The 24,783-nt window shown below is 57.0% G+C and carries 25 protein-coding genes; 6 read left to right on the top strand and 19 right to left on the bottom strand.

Translation table 11 applies throughout. The annotated features are described in order from the left end of the window. Positions 1-85: 85 nt before the first annotated feature. Positions 86-1,045, bottom strand: coding sequence for a glycosyl hydrolase family 18 protein (locus tag GSQ91_RS21690; RefSeq protein WP_158823866.1), 960 nt, complete (start codon positions 1,043-1,045; stop codon positions 86-88). 112 nt (positions 1,046-1,157) lie between these two features. On the opposite strand from GSQ91_RS21690, the gene GSQ91_RS21685 reads away from it, so the two are divergent. The 5 genes from GSQ91_RS21685 to GSQ91_RS21665 all read left to right on the top strand — a co-directional run bounded on the left by GSQ91_RS21685 (position 1,158) and on the right by GSQ91_RS21665 (position 7,076). Beyond that, positions 1,158-3,497, top strand: a complete 2,340-nt coding sequence (locus GSQ91_RS21685) for a GH92 family glycosyl hydrolase (RefSeq protein ID WP_158823865.1) — start codon at positions 1,158-1,160, stop codon at positions 3,495-3,497. 316 nt (positions 3,498-3,813) lie between these two features. Further along, positions 3,814-4,002 (top strand): hypothetical protein, encoded by a 189-nt coding sequence (locus GSQ91_RS21680; RefSeq protein ID WP_158823864.1) that lies wholly within the window; start codon positions 3,814-3,816, stop codon positions 4,000-4,002. Between the two features lie 31 nt (positions 4,003-4,033). Then, a complete protein-coding gene (locus GSQ91_RS21675) occupies positions 4,034-4,780 on the top strand; it encodes a TMEM175 family protein (RefSeq protein ID WP_158823863.1) in 747 nt (248 codons plus the stop codon). A gap of 51 nt (positions 4,781-4,831) precedes the next feature. Beyond that, on the top strand, positions 4,832-6,493 hold the full coding sequence (locus GSQ91_RS21670) for a ribonuclease J (RefSeq protein WP_158823862.1): 1,662 nt from the start codon (positions 4,832-4,834) through the stop codon (positions 6,491-6,493). Positions 6,494-6,584: 91 nt separating this feature from the next. Then, entirely contained in the window at positions 6,585-7,076 is a 492-nt protein-coding gene (locus GSQ91_RS21665) for a DUF3617 family protein (RefSeq protein WP_158823861.1), read from the top strand. A gap of 32 nt (positions 7,077-7,108) precedes the next feature. Here the strand turns inward: GSQ91_RS21665 and GSQ91_RS21660 are convergent, their stop codons facing one another. The 18 genes from GSQ91_RS21660 to GSQ91_RS21575 all read right to left on the bottom strand — a co-directional run bounded on the left by GSQ91_RS21660 (position 7,109) and on the right by GSQ91_RS21575 (position 23,924). Next, complete coding sequence (locus GSQ91_RS21660; RefSeq protein WP_158823860.1) at positions 7,109-7,675, bottom strand: DUF2059 domain-containing protein; 567 nt, start codon at positions 7,673-7,675, stop codon at positions 7,109-7,111. Next, positions 7,675-9,906: an OPT family oligopeptide transporter gene (locus tag GSQ91_RS21655; protein WP_158823859.1), complete on the bottom strand. Its 2,232-nt coding sequence runs from the start codon at positions 9,904-9,906 to the stop codon at positions 7,675-7,677. Before GSQ91_RS21655 ends, GSQ91_RS21660 begins: the two co-directional genes overlap by 1 nt. Positions 9,907-10,090: 184 nt before the next feature. Further along, entirely contained in the window at positions 10,091-10,999 is a 909-nt protein-coding gene (locus tag GSQ91_RS21650; protein WP_158823858.1) for a tetratricopeptide repeat protein, read from the bottom strand. A 1,234-nt stretch (positions 11,000-12,233) separates the two neighbouring features. Beyond that, positions 12,234-12,974: a hypothetical protein gene (locus GSQ91_RS21645; RefSeq protein ID WP_158823857.1), complete on the bottom strand. Its 741-nt coding sequence runs from the start codon at positions 12,972-12,974 to the stop codon at positions 12,234-12,236. Between the two features lie 26 nt (positions 12,975-13,000). Further along, positions 13,001-13,792 carry a hypothetical protein gene (locus GSQ91_RS21640; RefSeq protein ID WP_158823856.1) on the bottom strand — a complete coding sequence of 264 codons (792 nt, stop codon included), beginning with the start codon at positions 13,790-13,792 and terminating at the stop codon, positions 13,001-13,003. 136 nt (positions 13,793-13,928) lie between these two features. Continuing rightward, positions 13,929-14,402 (bottom strand): hypothetical protein, encoded by a 474-nt coding sequence (locus GSQ91_RS21635; protein ID WP_158823855.1) that lies wholly within the window; start codon positions 14,400-14,402, stop codon positions 13,929-13,931. A gap of 27 nt (positions 14,403-14,429) precedes the next feature. After that, a complete protein-coding gene (locus GSQ91_RS21630) occupies positions 14,430-14,897 on the bottom strand; it encodes a hypothetical protein (RefSeq protein ID WP_158823854.1) in 468 nt (155 codons plus the stop codon). A gap of 33 nt (positions 14,898-14,930) precedes the next feature. Then, positions 14,931-15,656, bottom strand: coding sequence for a hypothetical protein (locus GSQ91_RS21625; RefSeq protein ID WP_158823853.1), 726 nt, complete (start codon positions 15,654-15,656; stop codon positions 14,931-14,933). A gap of 23 nt (positions 15,657-15,679) precedes the next feature. Next, positions 15,680-17,245, bottom strand: coding sequence for a type VI secretion system Vgr family protein (locus GSQ91_RS21620; protein ID WP_158823852.1), 1,566 nt, complete (start codon positions 17,243-17,245; stop codon positions 15,680-15,682). Positions 17,246-17,480: 235 nt separating this feature from the next. Further along, entirely contained in the window at positions 17,481-18,131 is a 651-nt protein-coding gene (locus tag GSQ91_RS21615) for a hypothetical protein (protein WP_158823851.1), read from the bottom strand. Positions 18,132-18,226: 95 nt separating this feature from the next. After that, positions 18,227-18,841, bottom strand: a complete 615-nt coding sequence (locus tag GSQ91_RS21610; protein WP_158823850.1) for a hypothetical protein — start codon at positions 18,839-18,841, stop codon at positions 18,227-18,229. 140 nt (positions 18,842-18,981) lie between these two features. Continuing rightward, complete coding sequence (locus GSQ91_RS21605; RefSeq protein ID WP_158823849.1) at positions 18,982-19,542, bottom strand: hypothetical protein; 561 nt, start codon at positions 19,540-19,542, stop codon at positions 18,982-18,984. Between the two features lie 63 nt (positions 19,543-19,605). Further along, positions 19,606-20,628: a hypothetical protein gene (locus tag GSQ91_RS21600; RefSeq protein ID WP_158823848.1), complete on the bottom strand. Its 1,023-nt coding sequence runs from the start codon at positions 20,626-20,628 to the stop codon at positions 19,606-19,608. A 21-nt stretch (positions 20,629-20,649) separates the two neighbouring features. Next, positions 20,650-21,087: a hypothetical protein gene (locus tag GSQ91_RS21595; RefSeq protein WP_158823847.1), complete on the bottom strand. Its 438-nt coding sequence runs from the start codon at positions 21,085-21,087 to the stop codon at positions 20,650-20,652. Between the two features lie 502 nt (positions 21,088-21,589). Next, the gene (locus GSQ91_RS26305) at positions 21,590-21,796 is read right to left on the bottom strand and encodes a hypothetical protein (RefSeq protein ID WP_158823846.1); all 207 of its coding nucleotides are present in this window, start codon (positions 21,794-21,796) and stop codon (positions 21,590-21,592) included. Positions 21,797-21,913: 117 nt separating this feature from the next. Beyond that, positions 21,914-22,147 (bottom strand): hypothetical protein, encoded by a 234-nt coding sequence (locus tag GSQ91_RS21585; protein ID WP_158823845.1) that lies wholly within the window; start codon positions 22,145-22,147, stop codon positions 21,914-21,916. Further along, the gene (locus GSQ91_RS21580; protein WP_158823844.1) at positions 22,144-22,881 is read right to left on the bottom strand and encodes a class II aldolase/adducin family protein; all 738 of its coding nucleotides are present in this window, start codon (positions 22,879-22,881) and stop codon (positions 22,144-22,146) included. The genes GSQ91_RS21585 and GSQ91_RS21580 overlap by 4 nt, the downstream gene beginning before the upstream one ends. Before the next feature lie 11 nt (positions 22,882-22,892). Next, positions 22,893-23,924: a radical SAM protein gene (locus tag GSQ91_RS21575; RefSeq protein ID WP_158823843.1), complete on the bottom strand. Its 1,032-nt coding sequence runs from the start codon at positions 23,922-23,924 to the stop codon at positions 22,893-22,895. Positions 23,925-24,286: 362 nt separating this feature from the next. Here GSQ91_RS21575 and GSQ91_RS21570 point away from each other — a divergent pair, with 362 nt between their 5' ends. Continuing rightward, positions 24,287-24,538, top strand: coding sequence for a hypothetical protein (locus GSQ91_RS21570; protein ID WP_158823842.1), 252 nt, complete (start codon positions 24,287-24,289; stop codon positions 24,536-24,538). Positions 24,539-24,783: the final 245 nt, after the last annotated feature.

Genomic DNA, 24,783 nt, shown 5'->3' with positions numbered 1-24,783 from the left:
ACCGGCTCAACTGAGGAGAAGCGCGTTTTTAATGCTTGCTGGACTGCGTCGCATCAGTGATTGCATGCTCGGCGATCTGAGGCCCTTACCTGAAATTTGTGCGGATCACGTCTAGCAGCGAGTGCGGTGGTCGTGCGTCGCCGAGGAGTTGCCAGACCATAATGCCTCCGTACTGGCTGGCCAGCTTCGCCTCTTTGGCCATGGAGTCCTCGCCGATGTAGTTGAGAACAATGCCGTCTTTGAGCGTGCCGCCGCCCACGGTGTCGACACGATAGGCGTTCGGGTACGCATTGAGAATGTCCACATAGTCTGCATCGACATCATTGCGAGCTTCCCCATAGAAGCCGACACCGAGCACAACTCGTGCTGCGGGCACGTGCTTTACGTTCACGAAGAAATTGAGCGCGTCCTGCGCGTCCTTGAGGTTGGAATAAACCATGAGGCTGATGTAGTCGAACGAGAGCAGCGTGGCCTGCGGCATAGAGGCCTGGATGTACTTTGCTGTTGCGCAACTAACGAGCTTGCCTTCAGCGTGCATCGCGGTGATGAGCTTGGCTACAAAGTCGGCGTAGGGTGCTCCCATATTGTCAGAGGTTTCGATGTCGACATCAATGCCGTCGAGTTTGTGCCGGTGTACGTATTCAGTAAGTAAGGCAACAAGCGGCGCGCTCAGGCGAGCATTGTAGAACTGGGCGATCTCAGAAACGCCACCGCCTCCGCCTCCGATCGACGCCATAACGCTAATGCCTTTTGCGTGCGCGAGCCCGACAACGGCATCAACCTCCGCATCCGTGTGGGAGTCGGCACTGATGGTGAAATCACTAGCCGAAGTACAAGGGCCGCTACACAACGGTGGGGCGACGAAAGCGATGTCGATATCGGTGACTCCGGTAAGATTGGTGGCGGCGAGCGCAGCGCCCATGTCGCCTTGGCGGTAGAAGGGCAGGTAGACGATGAAGTGTTTCGCTGGCTTGGTCTGTGCGACTGCATAGGGAGTGGTGACCGCCACGCACACCGCCGAGAGGGCGAGCAATATCCGCTTCATGATCCGCTTCATGCCTTGATTATGAACTATCTCAGATCTCTGCATGCGGACCTCCGAAACGACGACAGCAAGCATGGACGGGATCTCTTATTCTGGGTGTACGGAGGCATACGTGGCGAAGAATTCTTCTTTTATGGGTGGGCTTGGGTGTGGCAGCCGGAAACTTTGCAGTTTCGGTTTAGTCGCAATCGCAATCTTCTCCTCGATTCCGTATGCTTCTGCCGCGGTGGATGAGAAACACGGTGACCCGGCACAATGGGTGAATCCCTTCATCGGCACGGGCAAAGGACCGGGAGACAGCGAAAACCTGTTTCCCGGGGCGGTGATGCCGTTCGGTATGGTGCAGTTTAGTCCGGACACAGAGGACAAGGGACTGGGGTACCACTACGATCAACAGGTCCTCAAAGGATTCAGCATGACCCATATGAGCGGCGTGGGTTGCGCAAACGAGGGCGAGGTCTTTCTGACGGCGACGACGGGACCGGTTGAAACGCAGGAAACTGCGATTGAATCTCCGTATTCCCATCATCAGGAGTCCGCCTCTCCCGGCTACTACCAGGTGCGCCTGCAGCGCTGGGATGTGAATGCGGAGCTTACTGCGACGGATCGCACAGGTATGGTGCGGTTTACGTTTCCAGCGGACAAAGCAGCGAATGTCGTCCTGCCCATCAGCCACAGTCTCAACAACACAACAGGCGCTGAAGTCCATCTGGTTGGTGATCGCGAGATGGAAGGTTATGTCGAGAACCAGGCGTTTTGTGGCGCGAAAGGAAGCTACAAGGTGTACTTTGTAATTCGCTTCGACCGTCCGTTTGGCAGTTCGGGCACCTGGAATGGATCGCCGACCGGTACACCCGCCCTGCTCACAGCGGAGCGTGCCGTCAAGCAGGCGAGCCATGAGCAATGGGTAGGCGCGTATGCGAGCTGGCCTTCAAGTGGCCAATCGCAGACCGTTACAGCGCAGCTCGGCATCTCCTACGTCGACCTCGCTGGCGCAAGAAACAATCTTAAGACGGAGGCCGAGGGAAAGAGCTTTGACCAGGTTCGGGATAGTGCGAGAACGGCTTGGAACAAAGCACTCAATGTGATCGAAGCCTCAGGAGGCTCCGAGACTCAGGAGCGTGTGTTTTACACGGCCCTGTATCACAGCCTTTTGATGCCCAGCGTCCTCAGCGATGCGGACGGCCGATACATCGGCTTTGACGATGCCATTCATCAAGTAAAGCCGGGGCATCTTCTCTATGGCAACTTCTCGGGTTGGGACATCTACCGGAGCCAAATGCCGCTGGTAGCGTTGATTGAGCCCAGGCGCATGGAAGACATGGCGGAGTCGGTCGTGTTGATGTACCAGCAGGGAGGTTGGATCGACCGCTGGCCGCAAATCAACCGCTACACCAACATTATGGCGGGAAGCCCGCTGACAGTCATCTTGAGCACCGCATGGCTGGACGGATTGCACGATTTCGACATACATACCGCATGGGAGGGCATGTATCGCGACGCCACGCAGGCAGCACCCCCGAATAAGCCCTATGAGGGACAGATAGGCATGCAGTGGATCAACACACTCCACTACGTCCCAAATGACAAGGTGAACTACGGATCCGTGTCGCAGATCCAGGAAGATGCCATTGCGTATGCGTCCCTGTACAGGCTGGCGAAGGCGCTGGGCAATACGGCTGACGCGAAGATCATGTACGACCGCGCTTTGTATTACAGAAACGTCTTCGATCCCGAGAGCCGATTTTTTAGACCGCGGAATGCGGATGGATCCTGGGTGCCAAACTTCGATCCGGCGCAAGATGGGCATGGTTTCATCGAAGGGTCCGGCTGGCACTATCAATGGCTTGCCCCGGCGGATCTGGCCTGGGTGGTGAATGCCATGGGACGTGAGCGATTCAATAAGCGCCTGACTCAGTTCTTCGACTACGAATATCCGAGCTGGTTTGGTCAGTATTACAACCCCTATAACGAGACGGACCTTCAGGCTCCGTTTGAGTTCAACTTTTCCGGTAAACCATGGGAGACGCAGCGAGTCGTCCGGCGTGTCCTGAAGGAAAACTATCCCGATACACCCGATGGAATCCCAGGGAATGACGACTGCGGGGAGATGTCTTCATGGGCAGTGATGAGCATGATGGGGTTTTACTCTGTCGATCCTGCGAGTCTTGCCTACGAACTTAGCAGTCCGGTGTTTCCCAGGGTCGTCATCCATCTGAGTGCCCCGTACAAGGGGAAGACGTTCACCATCGAAGCATCACCAGATCCCCAGAACATGACCTATATCCAAAGTGTGCAGTTGAATGAAGCCGCGCATGCGCAAAATTGGATTACGTTTCAAAATATAAGCGACGGTGGCTCGATCAGATTCAACCTCGGAGGATCTCCCAATCCATCCTGGGGCGCAGCTAAAGAAGACGCGCCACCATCCCTGAGCGAGGAGATGCCGTAGCTTCTGAATTGCCGGTAAAGTTTGAGGCATAAGGTCAAGCACTCTCCACGGCTGGATCCCGAGGCCGCCAGTATGTGCTGGGAAACATTTATTTATTAGCTGTCAACAGCAATAAAACGGAATAACGCTACCCTTTGACTGCCATTAAGGGCAGTTTGCACCCGATCGGATGGGATGAAATCCCTGGCAACTCACTTTTCCGGATGAAAAGCGGCCCTCATCACTTTTCTTCTAGACTGAAGTAGCCGCTCCGGAAGCTTTGGAACCGTCGCCACCTCATTTTCGTAATCACTAGAGCAAGGAGTTCCACACCACTATGAAACTGCTTCTCTTTCTCATTCTTCTCGTCATCTGCTGGCCAGCCGCGTTGCTTGCCCTGATCCTTTATCCCTTGATCTGGCTCGTTCTGCTGCCCTTCCGCATCGTCGGTATCGCTGTCAGCGGGGTCTTCGAGCTTATCTCCGCCATATTTACGTTGCCTGCCCGCGTTCTTCGCGCCATCTAACCTTAGTCGCGAGCTACACTGTTTCAGAAACATGCAGGCTCTCAACGATCACATCGGCAAAGACGGTTTCCGCCTGCGCGGAACAGCCATGTCGCGGGTCGATGGTTTCTCCGATGTGGTCTTTGGCTTCGCATTGACACTCATCGTCGTCTCGCTGGAGGTGCCCCATACCTATGACGAGCTGCATGCGGTTCTACTTGGGTTCCTCCCCTTCTTTCTCTGCTTTGCGGTTCTCATCACAGTCTGGTGGGATCACTTCAGCTTTTTTCGCCGCTATGGTCTCCACGATGCGGGAACGATCTTCATCAACTGCACGCTGCTCTTTACCCTTCTGTTCTATGTCTATCCCCTGAAGTTTCTTTTTACCTTGGTCGCGACCCAGTTTTCAGGGCATATCGGCCCCCAGGTCTTTTCGAACGAATTGCAGAACCGGGAGTTGATGATTCTCTACGGAGCCGGCTTTGCCGCCATCTACTTCTGTCTAACAGCTCTTTACTGGAATGCCTGGCGCCAGCGCTCCGAACTCGACCTCAGCCCGCTTGAACGAACGCTGACCCTGACCTATCTCTGGGACCACGTGGGTTTCGTCGTTATCGGCCTGCTCTGCTGCTTCGTCGCTCGCCTTCTGCCTCCAGCCGAGGCTGGCAATGCAGGCTGGACGCTTTTCCTTATCCCAATCTGGAAGACCCTGCACGGCTTTATCTCCGGCAAACGCGTCCGCGCGGCGCGGGCTCAAATGACGTCCGAAGATAGCTCCACCCTGTCGGATCCCAGCTAATCCGGCATAACATGCGTCTGTGGACCGCTTACTGCGCTAGACTGAAAGTCCATGGCTTCAGAAAAACTGCAAATGATCCCCCTCGGCGGACTCGGCGAGTTCGGCATGAATTGCCTTGCTCTCCGATTCGGCGACGATATCCTCGTCATCGACGCCGGCCTGATGTTCCCCGAAGAAGAGTTGCTCGGGGTTGACATCGTCGTCCCTGACATCAGCTACCTCATCGAAAACCGCACCATGGTTCGAGGCATCGTGCTCACCCACGGCCACGAGGACCATATCGGCGGCCTTCCCTGGATCCTGTCAGAGCTCAACGTGCCTGTCTACGGCACTGAGTTCACGCTGGCATACGTCGAGGGCAAACTCGACGAACACCGCTTGCTCGATGACGCCGAACTGATCGAGATCCTCCCCGGACGCCGCTTCACGCTGGGGCCGTTCAGCATCATGCCCATCCGCGTGACGCATTCGCTGGTAGATTGCGTCTCACTCGCGATCCATACACCAGTCGGCATTGTGCTGCACACCGGCGACTTCAAGATCGATCTCTCCTCGCCGGACGGCCACCCCTTCGACCTGCAGGCCTTCGCAGACCTGGGCAAGCAGGGCGTGCTCGCTCTGCTACAGGATTCCACGAACGTCGATCGCCCCGGTTTCACACCGGGCGAAAAAGCCGTCATACCGCGTCTCGACGACATCTTCGCCGCAACCAAGAAGAAGATCTTCTTCTCCTGCTTTTCGTCGTCGATCCACCGGATCAAGATCGCAATGGAGCTCGCGCACAAGCATGGCCGCAAGGTCGCGCTCGTCGGCCGCTCCATCGACAACAGCACGGAGATCGCGCAGGACCTGGGCTACATCGACCCTCCACAGGGCCTTATCATCCACCCCGGCCAGATCCGCGACTTCGCTCCGGATAAGCTTTGCATTCTTATCTCCGGCACGCAGGGTGAGCCTATGTCGGCACTCTCGCGCGCGGCAGTGGATAATCACAAGTTCGCCAAGATCGATCCAGGCGACACCGTTCTGCTCAGCTCACGCATCATTCCCGGCAACGAGAAGGGTATCTATCGCGTCATCGACCATCTCGAACGCCGCGACGCCCGGGTCATCCATGACGACGGGACCAACGGGTTGATTCACGTCTCCGGCCACGGCTCGCAGGAAGAGCTTCGTCTGATGATCAACCTCGTACGTCCGAAGTTCTTTATCCCGGTGCATGGCGACTATCGCCACCTGAAGCGCCACGCTGAACTAGCCACCTCAACAGGCGTGCCTGAAAAGGTTCTGCTGCTTGAGGATGGCGACGTGCTCACGCTCGACAAAGACTCCGCGCAGAAGACCGGCAAAGTCACCACGGGCCGCGTCTGCATCGACAACAACTCCACCGCAGATGTCGTCGAAGACACCGTTATCCGCGATCGCAAGCATCTCGGCGAGGACGGCGTGTTCCTGCCAATCATCGCGATCAACAAGCGCACCGGCGCGGTCGAGGGCCAGCCCGAGATCACCACGCGCGGTTTTGCGGCCGATGATCCCGATCTTCTCCGCAACGCGCGCGACATCGTCGTGCGAACGCTGGAGCAATCGAGCGAAGAAGAGCGCCGCGACTACGGCGTGATGAAGGACAAGATCCGCGGCGACCTCAAGCGCTTCATCCAGAAGAACGCCAACCGCAGACCGCTGATCATGCCTATCATCCTCGAGCTGTAAAGCGTGTCATCAAATTCTCGATAGAAGAGTGCAATAGCGCGCGCGCAGGGTTATCCTACTCGCGCGCTATTGCATTGCTGGAGGAGGATTCATGCGTAATACCCGGTTTGTCATGATGGTTGCCGTCTGTCTCCTGACCACGGCGATCTGCGTTTGGGCAGAGACCCGGAAGGCTGGTCTCTGGGAGACCACCAGTACCATGACTTGGCAACAGTCTCCACTGCCCGGCGGCATCTCTCCACCGGGTAGCGGCGAGCCGCACACCATACAGTCCTGCATAACCCAGCAGCAGTTCGACAAATATGGCGCCATCGTTCCGCAGGTGCCGGGTTGCCAGGTCACAAACGTCGTCGTCAAAGCGCATAGCATGACAGCGGATATGGTCTGCACCGGAAGGATGGCTGGCAAGGGAACGCTCGAATCCTCCTGGAACGATGACAGTCATGCCACGGGCAGCATCCACTTTGTCGGGTCCATCCAGATCGGTGCGGACAACAAGACCATCGAGTGGACGAGCCACTCCTCCTCAATATTCAAAAGCGCGGACTGCGGCTCGGTAAAACCGGCGCCTTCACCTCAATAGCAGTAGTCGTTCTCCCTGGAGATTGTGGCGCACTAATTCTTCTTCGTCTCCGGGGCGCTCTCCTGCGATTTGGGCATCGTCGCCTCTAGCTGCTTCGTTAAGTCTTCGCTCAGAGCCTTCAACTTCGGCTGGATATCGACCATCCGCGATTGCGCCAGTTGCATGGCTGCGGTCATGAGCTGAGGCATTTTGTTCAATACAGCCTGGCCCGTCGGAGATTTATAGAACGTGACCATTCCGTCAATCTCTTCTTCCGTAAAGTTCTCTGTGTAGAGCGTCACGAACTCCGGCTCCAGAGACTTCCAACCCAGACTATCGATCACGATCTGCAGAGTCTTCGCCTGATAGTCGGCCACAATCTGTTTCTGCTCTGAAGTCAGAGAATTAGCACCGGGCGCCTGCTGCATCGCCTGCTCGGCCTGGCTCTTCATCATCTCCAGCATCTGGTCCATCATGCGATCCATATGCATCACGGTGATGAGTTCTTCCACCTTCGCACGCTTCGACGCCTCATCGGCACGCGCGCAAGGGACAACAGCCAACGCCAGCACAAATGTGGCTATCCAACACCGCATTGAATTGTTTTTAGCTTTCATCATTACTGCTCCTTATTCTCCAAAGGCTTGCGCGCAAAGTGATAGAGACTGAAGGCGAGCAGGGCAAATGCCACAACGCTCACCCAATCCTTGTAGAACGGATTCGTCGTGCTGAAGTGCGGGCTCGGGCGATGCGTGACAAACTCCTCCAACAGCTTCAGTCCCACACCAGCCAGCCCCATGATTCCACCCGCTGCAATCAACCCTGAAGCCAACAGGCTTCCGGAAGAAACCTCGTTCTCCGCTTCAGTCTTCGCCTCTTCGCCGGCCTTCGCCGCCGCTCGATCCACCAGCCAGCGCACGACTCCACCGCAAAAGATCGCCAGCGTAGTGCCGATGGAAAGATACGCACCAACCGCAAAGGTAAGTGAGCGTACCCCCAGCAACTCAATACCAATCACCAGGGCCACACCAAGCAGAACCAGGCTCCACGGCAACTTCCGGCTCAAGATGCCATTTATCACCGTCGCCATCAGCCGCCCCTGGGGAGCAGCTACGTCCTCACTGCCAATGCCCTGCACCCATTGAATCTCGATCTGCTTCGTGGCCGGGTTATAGAGATACTTGCCGTCCTCCAGGGTCGACGATCCGATGGAGTTGAGCAGCTCATACTGCCGGCCGTTGGAAACCGTGCCTCCGGTTCCCTTCGCCTTCGTGCCCCAGGGCGTCAGGCTGAAGGTGTCGCGCTTGAATGCTCCCTGGTCCTGCACCCCATCCGGCAGCGCGGCGAGCGTAATCGCGCGTGGCAACGGCAGCCGTTGAAAGCTCTCAAATCCATTGTTCATCGCGGTGAGCGTCGGCCCAATAGCGAAGACCGATACGATAACCCCCACCATCACCGCTAATTGCTGCTTCCAAGGTGTCGCGCCAATCAGATAACCGGTCTTCAAGTCCTGCGACGTATCACCTGCATTCGAAGCAGCCACACACACCATACCGCCGATCGTGATCGCCAGCGCGCCAAACGCGGGGGCCGTCCACCCCTTCACCAGGAAGATCGCTGCCGTGGCCATGAGCGTCGCAATCGTCATCCCTGACACAGGGCTGGCACTCGATCCGACGATGCCCACAATGCGCGCGCTCACCGTCACAAACAGAAACCCGAAAACGATAACCAATAGGCTTGCTGCGATATTGGCCAGCCATCCCACCTGCGCTCCAGGAACAGGTTTGAACTGGAGGAACAGGAACATCAGCACGATCAACAGAACGCTGCCGCCAACCACCATGCTCATCGGCATGTCGCGTTCCGTACGGCTATCCGTATCCGTTGCCGCGGTCTTACTCTTGCCCATCTTCGCGAAGCCGGAGGTCAGCGCCCCGAGGATCGTCGGGGCGGTGCGCAGCAGAGTGATCAAACCGCTCGCCGCAACCGCACCCGCACCCATGGGCCGCACATAGGTCTTCCACAGAGAGCTTGGATCCATCATGCTGATCGGCACCGTCCCTGGATAAAGGGGCCCGCTCAGGTGCTTGCCAAAGAACATGATCGCCGGCATCAATACCAGCCAGGAAAACACGCCGCCCGCCAACATGATCGCCGACACGCGCAGGCCAATGATGTACCCCACACCGAGGTACTCCGGCGTAACATCCGCACGGATCGACGCCCCTTTGAGAATCTGCTGCCCGTTGGGATCGAAGTTGAAGTCTTTGTGCGGAGTTCCCGGAAACAGGCTCAGGAGGTTCTCGTTTTGGAAGAGCGTATACAGCCCACCCAGCCCAAGCCCCAGAAACACGCGGCTGGCAAAGGATCCGCCACGCTCGCCCGCCTGCAACACGTCCGCGCAGGCCGTGCCCTCCGGATAGATCAGCGTTCCATGCTCTTCAACGATCAACTGCCGCCGCAGCGGGATCATGAACAGCACGCCCAGCCATCCGCCAAAGAGCGCCAGGGCAAAGATTCGCGAGGCCTCCAGATCAAAGCCCAGAAAGATGAGGGCCGGCAGCGTAAAAATGACACCTGAAGCAATCGACTGCCCGGCATTGCCCGTTGTCTGCACAATGTTGTTTTCGAGAATCGACGCCCTGCCAAAGACGCGCAGGATCGAGATCGACAGCACCGAGATCGGGATGCTGGCCGCCACCGTCAGGCCGGCCCGCAAGCCGACATACACCGTCACCGCGCCGAAGACGACACCGAAGATAGAACCGAGAAACAAGGCCCGGAATGACAGTTCCTTCCGGTCTTCGGAGGCGGGTACAAAAGGACGGAAGGTTGAAGGTGCAGCCATCAGACAGGGTTCTCCCACGGGTAAAACAGAGTTAGCAGCGTTCGATGGGAGTGTATCAGCGCGAAGCGAGGGCGCGCCTTAGCGAAGCTGGCAAGCGGATGAGCCCCCGGATAAATCGCAATAAAAAAGGGGCTTTTAGCCCCAGGCAGCCGGCACAAACTCAAATGTCGACCGGAAACAGCCACTACCCGGCAATCTTCAACGTCCGGCCGTGTCTGCAGACGATCGCCAGCCGCTCTGAACCGAGGATCTTCTTCGCCTGTCCACGCGCATGACTCGCCCACGGGCCGGAGGGGTCCAGCCGCACGTAGGTCGTCCAGTGCCGCAGTGCCCGGCGAGGCTCCTTCATCCGCTCATACGCCAGCGCCAGATTGTAATGCGCGTCCGCATACTGGGGCACAAGCTCTACTGCCCGCTCGTAGGCCGCAATGGCCTCTTCCAGCCGCTGCTGTTCGTCCAGCACATTGCCGAGGTCGAAGAACGCCAGGGCGTACTCCGGATCGGCCTCCGTCGCGCGGCGGTAGAAGCCTTCGGCTGTCTCGTAATCGCGTTCGTTGTAGCGGATGGTACCAAGATTGATCGCCGCCGCCGCATGATTCGGCTGCATATCGAGAATCGCCTCGTAGAGCACCTTAGCATCGCCCAGGGTCTCCCCACGCTCTTCCAGCCGCACCGCGCGGAGGAACATCTCCTGGATCTCATTGGAGAGCCGCGAAGGCACCTGTCCGTTGGCCCGAACCACGATCATTCCGGCGCAGGGAGCCAGCTCAAAATCGAACGCCATCTGACGCGTCACAGGGTTGACCAGCGCACCCCATTGGCGGAACGCCAACCCCGACCCCGAACGCACCGCAGCGAACTCCTGCAGCGGATTGGCCATGCCGGCCACCTTCTGCATCGCGTCCACCGACCGGCGAATGCTCTTCACCGAGATGCGGGTCGCGGTCAGGTCGCGCAGCTTACGCAGCTGCACAAGTTCGTCAAAAGAGTAGTTTTCGGAAGAAGCGATAAGCCCGGCGCGCTCCCAGGTGGCAAGCTGGCGGGCGGGTAAGCGAAGGATGCGCAGAACGTCTTCTCGGCAATATCGGCTCACGGCGCTCGTCTCTCGGTACAAGTCCAGCCGCCCCACGCGGCTAGGCTCTTGATGCGAGTATGCGGGGCAACCCTACTTCATTCAAGGGCTTAGTGCAACGATTTGAAGAATATCAGTGGATATCTTGAACCAAAGCAGGTTCGGGGAGGCAGGAAAGGCAAAATGGAGCCGACGAACGGACTTGAACCGTTGACCTGCTGATTACGAAACGACCGGGTCTTGCGTAAGTTGTTGTGAAGTATAGGGCGTTACAGGCGGTTTTGAGGGCTTTTGGGGTGTTATGGGAGCTGCTTGTACAGCAGTTGTACAGCAATTTGAGGTGTTGATTAGAGGTCAGCTACTCAACCGTTCTAGCCGAAGAGGCCGTTTGGTACTGCTTGGATTCCACAGGGAGATCTCGATAATGGGATATGAGCTTACGGCGATTCTTTTCGGTGATGAATGGAGATCGGGAAGTAGCAAGGGTCTCTCTCCTCACCGGTGCGGCACTCGAATGGAATGAAGAACGCAATAAACGAACTGTTTATCAGGTGACTCCCTCTGCTGGAGGCGGATGGGATCGGGTTAGACAGATCACCACGGAGGAACTCTTGAGCGCCCTCCGTCACTAGATCCGCTGCGCCAGCGCAGGCAGAAGGTTAAGAGGGAAACTTGAAAGATCGACTCTTCGGCGAAAACCACGTGAGCAGTCGCGAGTTTCGGAACTAAAGACTCAGTCTCTTGAATCGGCGGCTGCGGCAGCCTAGCCATGTGGCGCGGCCGCGGCGGTCCAAGTTATACCGTGCGGCAGTTCTTCGTCCTCCCGAATCGCGCCGCAGCGACGTACCAGAAACTCTAGGGGTGGCTCTCAAGAAATGTGGATGTCTCCCAGAAACTCGCTCCTGGGCGGTTGCTCTTACGAGATTCTGCATGTTGCGACCAGTGAGAGTTCCTGAGGTGTCGCGCAAATTCATCTTGCGTGATTCCCAAATTTGTTGCGCGATCCGTTTGAGATTTGCGCGATAGCGGATCGAGCAATTAATGGAGGAAGCATGCCTGAACGCCTACGAGAAAAAGAGCTGAGCGCAATCGTCGAAGCTGTGCGGCAAAGGCCCGAAGGCGCGCGCAGAAGTGACATTGCCGTTGTTCTGAAAGGAGTCCCGCAACGAACCCTTCAATCTTGGTTGGGAAGCCTAGTGAAGGATGGAAGGCTGACGCAGAAAGGCACCCCAGCGGTACAAGCGTCTTTTCATCGTCATAGTATCTCGTCTTCGCCGGGCTGATCGCGGGGGGCGACGGTGAAGCCTGTCTCTTCCAGTGCTTTGTTTAGGATCGAAGGCGCGGTACGGGTCAGCAGCAAGACAGCATTGTCCTCTTCGCTTTCGCGCAGGTAGAGCTGCGCCGGCCCGAGCCAGCCGTCGAGCTCTTCCGCCGTGGCGTTGATCAGAGTTTTTTTGCCGAGCAGCGGAAAGTAAAACGGGAAGCGCTGGAAGCCTTCATCGACGATGGGCCGCTTGAGGTATTCGCGTGTTTCGTCGAGCAGCCGCTGCCCCCCTCCGGGAACGAGCGTCAACACCGTGCTTCCCAAGCCGAACATGGTGGTCCAGGCTGTGTGCTGCACGTCCGTCGCGGCTCGCAGCCGGGTGACGCGATGGTACGGAAGCTGCGGCGTCTCACCCCATGTCAGGTCGAGCACATCCTTGCTGGTCATCGTCCGCGGCGGCGGCTGGTCTGGCCATAGACCGATACCCTGACTGGGCATCCAGGCGCGTGCGTTGCGGCTGAGGGTCAGCACGGCATCGTCCCTATGCAGGTTGTCCATCAGGAACCAAACAGAGGGCTGCGTTTCGTGCGGATGCAGCCGGATGATCAAAGTCCACAGTGCACCTTTTAGGGTCTCATTTAGGGCGGCGTCTTTGATGGGCATGTGCACGGGGATTTCGTAGCCCGCCCATCCGCCAATAGGCGTAAATTCCTGCCCTTGAATGCGGCGCACGTGTCCTCCTGCCTGCCCGGCGGCGCTCATAGGATGCTCCGAAAGGTGTAGCCGTCCAGCCGCATCTGGTCGAGCAGCTCCACCAGCTCCAAATCGAAGTCCGGTGCTTTGAGCACGAGCAGCAAGCCTTTGTCGGGCTTGCTTTCGATCCAGTAGCCGTCGAACAGCTCGAACCAGCGTTTACGCTCGTCTGCCGTGGCGTCAAGCAGGCTTGCAGAAGTAAGCAGCGGCAGGATGAAGGGAAGCCCGTCGAAGCTGGCACTATCCTTGAACGGCTCACCGAAGACCTCCTTGCTCTGCGTCAGCCAGGGGTCCTGAAACGCGAGACTCATCTGGTGCTGTTTCAACATCGCGGGAGAGAACGCCGGGTGCGAGGTAAATATGCGCGGCAGCTCCGGCAGCGGCTCGATCTGTCTAGAATCAGGCTTCAGGTATAAGCCCAGCATGCCGCCATGGCCGAAGAAGTCAGCACGCTGCGCGGTGGTGTCCGGATCCAGAAAGAGGTGAGCGTAGTCGGGCATCCAGCGGGTGGGGTTAAGCGAGCGCTTTGCGTCGATGTCCTTCTGGGCCTCTTTACGCATCTGGTCAGCGTCCGGGATTTTGATGGGCTCGGTACCGGGAATCAGGGTCATGCCGATGATGGGAACGTATTCTTCAGAACGCTTGACGAAGAGTTCTATCAGGTCGGGCAGGAGGAATTTGTTTTGCAGGAAGTTCTGCTCACGCAGCTTCTGAGTCTGCTTCAGATGGCGGGCCAGCCGGGCCAGGAACTCGAGAAACCAGATTCGTTCGTAGGAGTTTACGGGGAACTCCCGCACACCGCACCAATAAACGGAACAATCGGTTGTGCTATCGGCCCGCACGAATGGATCAAGGGAGGGCGCTTCGTACTCCAGCAGGCGCTTGCGTCTGTCCGGCGATTCTGGCATGTGCTCATCTTCTCTTTTCATGATGCTAATAAGGTGATCCCCTACCGCCGTGCTCCTGGAGGAACTGGTTGATGGCGAAGGCGGCCTGTCCTTTGCCCCCCATCTGGTTGTAGGGCGTGAGTTGTAGATCACCGCCGCCCTGGAAGACCAGGCGAAGCGCGTCGTTCTGATCGCCGATTGCGACGGATGCTCCCATAACCGACGAAAGAGGATAGCGATAGGTCTGTGGGTAACAGAAGAGAACGGTGTGTATGACAGCAGTACCACGAACAGCGTCCAGTTCGATGGTGCCATTGGAGGCGGCACCGGCTAAGATAACGGCTAGCAGCAGGCCGACAGGGATCACAACTTTGGCGCGAGCCTGGTAGAGAAGAAAGAAAAACATGATCAACACCGCGCCGAAGACAATCCCACAGGTCATCAGGGCATCAATGGGGCTGATGACCAGCAACACATCATGCGACGGATTAATGCAGTAGATAGAACGTCCGAAGTGCATACATTTCCCTTTAAGTCGTCCTGCCAGTTAGTAGAGTGTCCCCGTACCGCCGTGCTGTTGAAGGAACTGGTTGATGGTGAAGACGGCCTGGCCTTTGCCGCTCATTTGGTTATAGGGCGTGAGTTGGAGATCCACGCCACCATCAAGTACCAGGTTGACGGCGTCAGACTCATCGGAGGTGTCGATCCGCGCTCCGAGAATGGAAGAAAGAGGATAATGCCGGGTCGTGGGATAGAAAAAGGTGACCGTGCGTACGGTGCCGGTGTGTTTTGTGCCGTTAAACACGACGGTGGCATTTGAGGTAACCAGACCCATGACGGCAAGCATCAGCAGGCCGAGCAGCGCCTGGTTTTTGCGGCTCGCATCAATGGAAACCAGCAGTAGAAACACGCTCACGGCCAGCACGAGGCCGAGCCACCAGACACTGATAGGGCTGACAACGGTGAGCACGTCGCCTGGAGACAGATAAGAGTACATTTTTGTTCCGAAGTGCATGGACGCCTCTCCTGGGGATATTCCCCGTCCGCTTTAGATGTGAGGCGCTCCGATCTCGGCAACTGGCCCCGCATTGGCGGTGGGCTCGGCTTCCGCGTGGGCAACTGTAGCAGTGGCCCGGGCAGCCGCGATCCTCGACTTCAGCAAACCTACCTGAGATTTGAAGCCGGTCCATGTGAGTTTGGTTGGCTCGTTTTGGTTTCGAAGAAAAATCCGCTGGATCACGATTCCTTTTCCAGAAGTTTCCGTGCCGTCTACTTCAAATTTGAAGAGGTTTGCCACGAAATAAAACATCTGGCTTGTATGCTTTTCCCAGCTAAACTCTACAATCTTCTGGAACCAGTTCACATTTTCTGTCGGCTGATGGATCACTTCGCGCTGATCGTGGGTCTCGGTGCGGGTGTGGATGAAGTGGTCGAAGCGCACGTCCCAGTTGACCTGATAATGGGCGCCATAGCGATTGTCCACGGTGAGGTTGTTCACGGTGTAAAACAGATCGTTATGCACCATCCAGAACTCGTTGACCATGATGTCGGTCGTCAGATTGTGGTTGATCTTTTCGGTCTGGCTGCCGTCGATCTGCTGCCAGCAATCGCCGTGGACCAGCTTGCAATCGCTTCCCACCTGCCCTTGCAGCGCGCTGGTATCCTTCATGTTTTTCATGTTGAGCGAACGCAGGGGCGGGCAGACATTGTCCTTGGAGGCATCGAAGTTCTGGTTGGGCGTTTTTTTCTGTCCAGTAAAGGGTTGCGGCGGCATGAGGCTCCTTGCGGCGATGGATGCTAACCGTTGACGCGGGAAAACGTGAGGCTGTCGATGTGGACGCGGCCATTGGGTGCGCTGAGGACGATATCGCCGTCAGAGTGCAGCACGATCAGATGATTGCCGGTCTCGTTCGACTGCTCAGTCATGGTGAGAGAGTTGTGTGCAGGTGTGGCAAGAAATACCGTTTCCTGGCCAGCCTTGTCGCTGAGATGAATGCGGTTGCCGGACTTGGTCACCAGGCGCTTGACGTCATTGTCATCGATATCGCCTCCGCGGAAGTCGTAGCGAGGGGCTTGGTGAACGCCGTTCCACAACGACCCCAGAATGACAGGCCGTTCGGGATCGCCGTCTTCAAACGCGACCGCCACCTCGTCGCCGATCTCCGGCATAAACATGAAGCCGCGATCCGGACCAGCGTGCGGGCTGGTAGTCCGCGCCCAGTGGGTCGAGCCATCATCCTGCCAGAAAAACTGCACCTGAATACGCCCCATCTTCTTGGGATCGTTGTGCGCGGTCACGCACGCGGGCACAATGCCGTGCCAGGAGCGCAGCGGCGGCTCCGTGCTGTTGCGATAGTTCTGCCACGGCGTCACAGTGAAGGTGTTGCCGTAGCCGCCGGCGTCCCAGCGGTGCGTGACGGCGACCAGGCCGTAGGTTCCCGCAGCGGCAATCGAGCCGGTGATGTTGACAGTATTGCCGGCATAGAGCGCTGTGTTGCGGCTGCTGCCGCGGCCAGTGATGGCGGAACCCAACGCGCGCTCCGCTTCGTCCTCGATAGAGGTCTGAAAGTCAGCAAGCGTCATCGCTCGCGGGCGCTGCTGCACAAAGCTGCTCGGCATGACAGCCTGCGACTGCGCGACGACCGCGCTGGCCAGGCCGGCCGAGGAGGAAGTAAAACTCGGAGCCTTGCTCACATTCTGAAACATCTGGCTCTGCATGACGTGGAAGTCATAGTGGCTGCCGTTGAAGCTGGCTGGCTTCAGAGTGCCACCCAGCATGAAGTCCAGAAGACCTAGCCCGCTGGAGCCGCGCCATTCCAGATCGGTGCCCGCCTGAAAGCTGTCAAAGATCTCGATGCCCTTCACGCTCGGGCGCAGCCACGCTTTGTAGTCGTCCGTAATGCGGTGCAGAAAACTGAAATCCGTTTCGCCATACTGCACATAGTTGAGTGGCTTGGATCCGGCTGCGTTGACTGAGGCCGTAAGCCCGGCGCGGCCTGCCGCAATGGAAGCGATATCGGATAAAGTCTTGGCCAGGTAGTACTGCTTATGCGGTGCCTGGTCCAGCAGCCAGGAGTACGTGACGGCAGTGCAATGCGCGGAAAAAGTTCCAGAGGCTTCGTAGATCAGATCGACGGAAAGAATGAATCCGCTGAAGTGGATATGATCCACCTTCTGCTCGTCTGTGCTGGTGATTTCGAGCTCCTTGCCCAGCCAGTCCTGCACCGGAATGGGCGCATCGTTCTCCTGTCCGCAGGCAAACGTACACCACCAATGCTCATTGAGCACCTGTCTTACTTCCAAAAAGGTGAATCGTGCATCCTGAAGGAGGTTGTCGCCGACCTTGATGGATGGATAGGACATTCTGGCCCCTGTTCCTGTACAAATCCGCCGGGCTGTTGCCACCGGCTTCTTAGCCTTCTTTTTAGTTCGCTGACGCAAACAGAATACGTCAACCCACAGAAGATTATGAGCGGATTTACCAAGAATTCATGGAGCCGCAGCGAACCGCGAAGTACTCAGTCATGCGGTGGAACAGCGGATCAGTCTCTGACTGATCCGCGGGATGTAACGGGCGCGCAGTGTTGTCCGGCTTGTGTCACCGGATATGCGTTGCAAGATGATCCATAACAAGACCAAGAAGTGCTGCACTGAGCATCACGATGCCTGCAATCCAGAACAGGATCTGGCACCGTGGCCACACTCTCGCAGGCCACGCATCCACCATCACACGTCCCACGCCGGTCCGGATTTGGAGAGGAAGGATATTGCTGATGCGCAACGGTCCAGTCTTGACGTCATCTGCGGTATGAGTCGAAAGCCACTTCGACGTAAGCCAGGTACCGCGAAGGACGATCAGGAAGATGACAAACACGCCAATCTCGAGCGCATGGAAGCTCCTTCGCTCCATGTAAGTCACGAAGGGAACGGCAAATGCCGCCAGCGCCAGAAATGCAGCCGCAGGTACACTGCTGCGGCGCACCGCATTGGCGCCGAGGAAGTAGAAGATAAGCATGCAAGGAGTAATCAGGTAGATCGCAAGACGCTCGTCCGCATCGCCGCTTTGGAACACAATCTGAACTGAGACGATCGATTGCCAGACAGCATACACAATGCAAGTCCCATATCCGAGCAGAGAGACGCGATCCACATCGTCGATATCGTCGACCATGGGCCAAAAGGCCAGAAGCTGCCGCCCCACAAATCGCGAGCGTCGTTCCGCAATCGCTTCATCCTCGGGGCTGAGCATAGGATTCTTTTCAGAGTTGCGAACTGAAGTTATCACGGATGAGCGACGGCCCGTCGTGTTTGTCAGACATTGGGCCAGCCACTCTAGCGCCCAACTTAGTTCGACTGGAGGTGAACGTGGGTGTAGGCATAGGCGAAGACAAGTTGAGCGGCAGCGAAAAGTACGCTAGTGATCCAGAAGAGCCACTGCCACGCAGGCCAGACTTTCGGTGCAAGCCGATCGGTCATGTACTTGCCAAATGAAGTGCGGTAACTCAGCGGCAGAACATCGGACTCGTAGAGCGGAGGCGGGTCAGATGGGGAGGTTTGGAACCGTGCAGCGAGCGCCACACCGCGCCAGGTGATGAGATAGGCCAGGAACACGCCACACGCGAGATAAGGAATCGTGTGGCCGAGAACATAGGCGACAGGAATGTGTGTGGCCGCGACAAAACAAAGCATGGCAGCCGCAACTACGCTCTTTTGCCGGACGGCGTTGGCACCCAGAAAAGTAATCGCGCAAAGCAGGGCAAGAATCGCCCATGCAGTCCAATCTGGCCGCAGTAAATCAGGCACGATCGCAATGGCGTTAATCAGCAGAACCCAGAGGTATACGCTGTAGCCGAATCGCGTCACACGGTCTACGTCGTCCACGGAATCGACGATAGGCCAGAAAAACAGCATAGAGCGCAGGATGTAGCGGGCGCGGCGGCTTTGTTCGGATTGCATCATTGGGAATGTCTTGTAAAGTCATCCATGAGTGAACCTCCGGCTGCGCACTTCATTTCGCAGAATTTACGGACGGTCAGCCCTGAATCGCGTGCATGGAACAGACCCTGTCCATTCTCTCAGCGATGGCCGAGGCTAACGGATTAGCGTCCGAGGGTAAGTACAAGAGGAGCGAGAAAGAGTGCGATCTCCAAGGCGCCGATCGTCCAGAACAGAATCTGAAACCTTGGCCATACCAGCGGGGGCAGTCGATAGACAAGCAGGTCGCGCAGGCCGTCTTTAGCATAGTCGGTCAAAGGCTCGATCTCCGGCATCGTTCGATGTGACGAAAGCCAGATGCCTCGCGCAATCACAACGAACAGAACGCATTCCAGCACGTCCAGCACGCTGAACGTGCCCCGCACGATGCGCTGACTGAGCGTGTCCGTCACCAGAAAGACAAGCAGCATGACGGCGGCCGGCCACTTCGCGCGGCGCAACGCATTGGCCCCGAGAAAAAAGAACAGGGGGATCGCGGCCAGCACCAGATATCCATACCAAGCTAGGCTTTCGCCGGCGGCTCGATCCGCCCTGAGCTTGAGTACGCCAAACACAAGATTGCCCACACCAAGGGCCACGCATACCCAGTAACCAAGCAGCGTGACGCGCTCCACGTCCTCCGGCAATTCGACTACAGGCCACAGGAAAAAGAGTCTTCGTTCCATGCTGCGCGCCTGGCGTTGTTGAATGGTCAGATCAGCCGGATTGAGCAATGCCTGGACTCTCCCTCAGCGCGGAACCGCAGTTGGTTGCGTGGCGTTCTTGGTCTGTTTTCGTGCGTTTTCTCTGGCTCGCTCCTTGGCTTTCCGTTCCTGCTCAAGATAGGCGATTACCTTGAAGGTATCGTCACTGGCAAAGTGGGTCTTGTCAAACTTGTCCGCAATATCTCCTGATTTCAACCCATATTTAAACCCCATCGCCAGGCTTTCTGCACGTCCCGGAGAGATGGTGGAGGCGATCCGGTTAAGCGCGCCTACCTCCTCAAAGGGATCTCTGATGAGAAATCCATCGGCCAGCGTCTCTCCGTCCGCGATCACGCCAGCACGGGTCCAGTGGGCTCTATCTCCGCGGACCTTATCGGTGAGCAGCGAAATGTCTCCCAGAACGCTGGTCACCGTCTTCATCTTTTCCATGTCTTCCGCTGTCTCTTTCAGCTGCTCATCGCTATCAGAGAAGGACGCGGCCGATTCCGCCGCACCTTCTCCAATCTGCATTAGTGCACGAATAAGACTGTAAGTCAGAAAGCCTACGACGATACTTGCGCCCAGAGTTTCGGGTGCGCCCGCTATCGCCAGAGCCCCAATGGTGACCGCCAGTCCGCTGCCGCCAGCTGCGAGATCCAGCCCACCTTGGATATGCATCATGCGGCGGGCGTACAGGGCATTCGATCTTTCTTTCCACTCCGCCGTAGCAGCCGCGGCCTCAGCTGCGATCTGCGGGGGATCGCTGCCATTACTGGACGCTATGGCTGGCTGCGCGTTGGCAGCGTGGTGAGGCTTCGGATGTACCGTACGCCGGTGATTGAGAGCGACGGCCCCATGATGTTTGGAGTGATGCGAGGCATGATGATGCGCCGGATGCGGCGCTCGCCTGGCATGGGCATGATGCGCATGGTGATGCCGGAGATGATCGATATAGGTGACAAGCCAACCGTACGCTTGGCCGCCGTGGTCGGTGTAGGCAACGTAATAAAGCTGGCCGTCGTCTCCACGAACAATCGGGTATCCCGCAATGATGTTTGGATCGTTCATCTTCGACGCACCGCCCGAACGCTAGTTGCCCAATGCGATATTGACGAAGTTGGATGCGTCCAGCTCCGGCTGCAGTGTCAGCGTCAGAATATGATTCATGCCGGAAGATGCATTGCTGTTTCCAAAGCCGGTGGTGGTGGTGTAATCGCTGATCCAGCCGCGAAAGGTATACGAACAGATCGCATCTTCAGCGTTGTCGTCGGACCAGAAGGTCAACACAATGTCCTGAATCTTTTCCCGGGTTACCCCGTAACTGAGATTGAAGATGCCCTGCAGGGTGGAAAACGGCATGTTCACTTGATCGTTCATGTCCACCATCACCAGCACCGAACAGGAGACGCTGCCCATCAGCGGCGTGCCCGGAGAGCCATTGTTCAGCGTGGAGACACCAAAGTGGACACCGACGGCCCGGAACTTATTAGAACCGATCGAAACACTCGAAATATTGGGCTGAGCCATAAAAAACGGGGATCCTTTTACTCATTGATCATGCTGCGCCGCCTGACCGGCAACTACGTACACGTGCCCGGCGGCCAATGCTGACTAACCTTATACCAGTTCCCTTCCCTATGATCCGCTGAAACGGTGAGATATATCCGCGCAAGTCATAGATTTTTAATGGGTTTTTTATAAGTCTTGAGTGGACGGGAGGTTTCTTCCCCATCCTCATCTGCAACGCACCAGTTCTCACGGAAGTTAGCATTCGCCATAGAGCCCCGGTGCAAATAACGAGCGCGGTCCAGATAGGAGGGGCCGAGCGAGGCTCCTGGCCCTTACGCAGCCAGCACTGCATTCCAGATCGTAGGCGCAGCTTGCCCTTGTGAATCTGGGCAATTTTGAACAACTCGCCCGATCCTCCTCCGAGCTGACGATTGGCTGAACTATCGTACCCACCACGAGTCCCGCGGAATAGGCTGAGAGCTCAAGGAAGGATTCTGTCGAGGAATCTATATCCCGCTGATTACTCCAGATCGGAAGCGTCGAGCGCACGTCTGCATTGCATCAGCCACGGTGCAGCAACGAGGCCGAGCAAGAGTGGTGCAACGATCCAGAAGATGAGCCGTTGAACTTTTCTGGTGCGATCCGCAACGCAATTCCCTTCTGGGTCGCAGTTCTGGGGCGCGAAATAGAGCCTTCGGATCGCAAGCCCGAGAAACAGCAAAACCATCCCGATAAAAACGGGCCGGAATGGCTTCAGAGCGGTAAAGTTGCCGCTGGCGTGCGTACCTCACGTTAAAGACACGCGAACCAACTCGATCATGGCCTCCGCAAGTTCGTGAGGAGGCTACAACTCGAAGGTCAGGGCCATGAGTGGACTGAGCCACTTCAATGCATCCAGGAAACGTTGGCTTGCTTGATCAATGGCTGCTTTTGGCAGTTTTTTAACAGCCTCGTTCCTGCCCTGCAACGCCACGTCCGAAGAATCTGGTGGCCAGCCAGAAACAGCGGCAAGCTGTGGAATACGATTTTTGACGCTTGGTGTAGTGCCCCCTGGAAGCTTTTCAAGCTCTTGGCTCATCCCGGAACCCCTCTGCGAACCAGCCTGCGAGTTTGATCTACGGAGGCATATGTGGTCTCAGGGTGACCCACGGCATTGTGCTGGTATTTTGCTTTAGCACACTGTAATTGCTTCACCTGCTCGGCCAACAAGGGGCGAGCAGACCCCAGTTGGTGGGCTACAAGCGCTACGTGTGCGAGATGCTCGACAGTCTCCATCCTCATGAATGCTTCAAGGAGCGTCGATCCATAGCTCACGGCACCGTGGTTCTCCAACAGGATTGCATCGTGGGTGGCAAGGTATGGACCAAGGCTTTCTGCCACTTCCTGTGTTCCCGTCGTCGCATATCGAGCCAGGGGCACACACCCGAGCGTCATCACTGCTTCCTGGCAAAGCATCTCGTTAAGTGCTCGCTTAGAACAGGCGAAAGCGGTCGCGGTCGCCGGGTGGGCGTGGACGACTGCCGCTACATCTGGACGCCCTTCGTAGACTGCAAGGTGCATGCCAACCTCGCTCGTTACGTTCCTCGTGCCGGCGAGAAGACGACCCCGGAGGTCGACGATCACCATGTCTGCAGCCGTCACTAAGCCCTTGCTGATTCCAGTAGGTGTCATAAGGAGGCGTTCCTCATCCAATCGAACGGATAAGTTTCCGGACGTACCGGGCGTAAAACCAAGACGTGAGAGCCAGCGGCTGAATCGGACCAGTTCGCGTCGCAATTGTTCTTCGTGCCTGAATGCCTGTTCGGTCAACATGCGTCTCCTTCTTATCTCTGAAGAATCGTAAATGGAGCAGCCTTCGGCTGAACGATTGGCTTTGGCGAGAAAGCGCGTTGCAACCTCCGAAACCTCTTGCCGAAGCGATCTGAAGCCATGAACAGATGTCCCGCAGTCAGGCTACCCACGACTTTATGGTGGCCCACGGCTGCGAGCCCCATCGATGCAATGCAGCCACATTGGGAGCAGTCGGGATTGCCGCCGAACTGGCATGGTGTGATCTGAGTCTTCAGATCGGCGGAGATCGTCTCGGTCGTCCGTGCAAAGATGCACTTTTCGGGATTTGCCGGAGGAGTAGCGATCTCGTCAATGACGAGATCGTGCATGTCCAGCTTGGGAAACATCGGTCGCAGTCGGCGCAGCTCGTTCATCACAAGAATGCGCTGTGCCGGCGTCAGAATCTCCGGATCGGTCGCACCGATCTGAGGAGTAAACAGACTGAACCAGATCTTTCGAATGGCAGAATTCGCACTCCAGAATGCGAGAAACTCTTCCAGGTAGCCGTGACGTGCGGCGATCTGCGAAGTGATCGTGGAATGGATCGTCACCCGGGAGCCAACAATATTCTTCAGAATTCGCTCATACGTCGCGGGCTTCCGTCGCTCATCATGCTCCGGCTGCAGCCCATCGATCGAGACGACAACGGTCAGTTTTTTGTATTTGTTCCAGTCTGCCGGGATGATACGAAACGCACTGGTGACGACCTGAGTGTGAATCCCCCGGGCTTCAATTTGTGGAATGAGTTGCTCCAGCTCCCGATAGCGAACGAATGGATCGCCCCCGACGAGAGATACGTGGAGCGGCTTCAGCTCGTCAAGCAGCGCGAGGATCTTCGCTACGAGTTCCTCGCCTTTGAAGTCCGAGAGTTGGCGCAGCAGAGTATCCCTACCAAGATGGGCCGCGTCGAAGGCGTAGCACCCAGGGCATCGCAGAGGGCATTCCTTCGTAATCTCAACAGAAAGCGAGGGGGCACGGCCAGCCAGAATGGTGGCCCAGGCGTGAAGCACTTCAGATTTTTGCATTTCTTCTCCAGCTATCGGTTCGATGAAGGCCAATCGTTTACGAGCAAGGCTTCGGTCTGCATCGTCTTTCTGCTAGGGTCAGGGTCAGGAATTGACTGGACTGACGGATTCATGGGCTTTTTATTGCGGATCATCTCGCTTCGGGGTGACGTGCAGTGCCTGTCCTACATGTTTCGCAGAAGTGCCTAGCGCGTGTTTTGTGGGCATAAGTTCTTTGCAAAGCATTGCCCGTAAATCGGGCCGTTCACGCGAAGTACTGTTGGGGTTTTTAGGTCCGGTGAGAATTCAGCGGGAACATTCGGGCAGTCTCGCCTCGCCACCATGAAACTCGGCGCGAGTTGGTCTAGGAGAGCCTGTTCCGTGTGGTCACTCAGGCCATCGTGGTCGGAATCCGCATGGAAGGGCGCAACCAAGGCGGCACCTTGAGCAGAGACGGTGCAAAGACTAGCGCCTACGACGACAATGAGGAACCACACAGCAAATCTCATCTCATCTTTGACGCGCAGACGACCCTTTCGTTGCTCGGAAACCTTTCAGCGTGGCTGAGCGGAATCAACATAGGGCCTGTCGTTGAAAACCATTATCAGTATCAGGTTGCAGACGCGCCGTTGTGACTGTTCTTTCGCCCGTGCTGCTCCTATGCAGACCTCGGTGGGGGGGAACTCATTTTTCCGACATTGGCGAAGATTTTTCGCCTGCGAATGAATTCTGCCCCGATTAACTCAAATGTAACCCTAATTGCATCTCACTGAGGGAGGCGTCCACGAGGTTCAATCTCCTCCCCAAAGAGATGGACGCCGGGACAAGCCGTACAGATATACCTCGGGAATTTGACGAAGCGGGCCTACACTCCTATGGA

Source organism: Granulicella sp. S156 (assembly GCF_009766105.1).
Lineage (GTDB): Bacteria > Acidobacteriota > Terriglobia > Terriglobales > Acidobacteriaceae > Granulicella.
Note: the sequence above shows the minus strand (reverse complement) of the source record. Positions and strands in the feature narration are given on the sequence as shown.

Bases quoted from the DNA above. Each gene is read 5' to 3' on its own strand.
- GSQ91_RS21655 (WP_158823859.1), bottom strand. From the start codon at position 9,906: ATGGCTGCACCTTCAACCTTCCGTCCTTTTGTACCCGCCTCCGAAGAC.
- GSQ91_RS21690 (WP_158823866.1), bottom strand. From the start codon at position 1,045: ATGAAGCGGATATTGCTCGCCCTCTCGGCGGTGTGCGTGGCGGTCACC.
- GSQ91_RS21665 (WP_158823861.1), top strand. From the start codon at position 6,585: ATGCGTAATACCCGGTTTGTCATGATGGTTGCCGTCTGTCTCCTGACC.
- GSQ91_RS21610 (WP_158823850.1), bottom strand. From the start codon at position 18,841: ATGATGCAATCCGAACAAAGCCGCCGCGCCCGCTACATCCTGCGCTCT.
- GSQ91_RS21575 (WP_158823843.1), bottom strand. From the start codon at position 23,924: ATGCAAAAATCTGAAGTGCTTCACGCCTGGGCCACCATTCTGGCTGGC.
- GSQ91_RS21615 (WP_158823851.1), bottom strand. From the start codon at position 18,131: ATGCTCAGCCCCGAGGATGAAGCGATTGCGGAACGACGCTCGCGATTT.
- GSQ91_RS21635 (WP_158823855.1), bottom strand. From the start codon at position 14,402: ATGCACTTCGGACGTTCTATCTACTGCATTAATCCGTCGCATGATGTG.
- GSQ91_RS21620 (WP_158823852.1), bottom strand. From the start codon at position 17,245: ATGTCCTATCCATCCATCAAGGTCGGCGACAACCTCCTTCAGGATGCA.
- GSQ91_RS21680 (WP_158823864.1), top strand. From the start codon at position 3,814: ATGAAACTGCTTCTCTTTCTCATTCTTCTCGTCATCTGCTGGCCAGCC.
- GSQ91_RS21585 (WP_158823845.1), bottom strand. From the start codon at position 22,147: ATGAGCCAAGAGCTTGAAAAGCTTCCAGGGGGCACTACACCAAGCGTC.
- GSQ91_RS21600 (WP_158823848.1), bottom strand. From the start codon at position 20,628: ATGAACGATCCAAACATCATTGCGGGATACCCGATTGTTCGTGGAGAC.
- GSQ91_RS26305 (WP_158823846.1), bottom strand. From the start codon at position 21,796: ATGGTTTTGCTGTTTCTCGGGCTTGCGATCCGAAGGCTCTATTTCGCG.
- GSQ91_RS21605 (WP_158823849.1), bottom strand. From the start codon at position 19,542: ATGGAACGAAGACTCTTTTTCCTGTGGCCTGTAGTCGAATTGCCGGAG.
- GSQ91_RS21630 (WP_158823854.1), bottom strand. From the start codon at position 14,897: ATGCACTTCGGAACAAAAATGTACTCTTATCTGTCTCCAGGCGACGTG.
- GSQ91_RS21595 (WP_158823847.1), bottom strand. From the start codon at position 21,087: ATGGCTCAGCCCAATATTTCGAGTGTTTCGATCGGTTCTAATAAGTTC.
- GSQ91_RS21580 (WP_158823844.1), bottom strand. From the start codon at position 22,881: ATGTTGACCGAACAGGCATTCAGGCACGAAGAACAATTGCGACGCGAA.
- GSQ91_RS21670 (WP_158823862.1), top strand. From the start codon at position 4,832: ATGGCTTCAGAAAAACTGCAAATGATCCCCCTCGGCGGACTCGGCGAG.
- GSQ91_RS21625 (WP_158823853.1), bottom strand. From the start codon at position 15,656: ATGCCGCCGCAACCCTTTACTGGACAGAAAAAAACGCCCAACCAGAAC.
- GSQ91_RS21660 (WP_158823860.1), bottom strand. From the start codon at position 7,675: ATGATGAAAGCTAAAAACAATTCAATGCGGTGTTGGATAGCCACATTT.
- GSQ91_RS21675 (WP_158823863.1), top strand. From the start codon at position 4,034: ATGCAGGCTCTCAACGATCACATCGGCAAAGACGGTTTCCGCCTGCGC.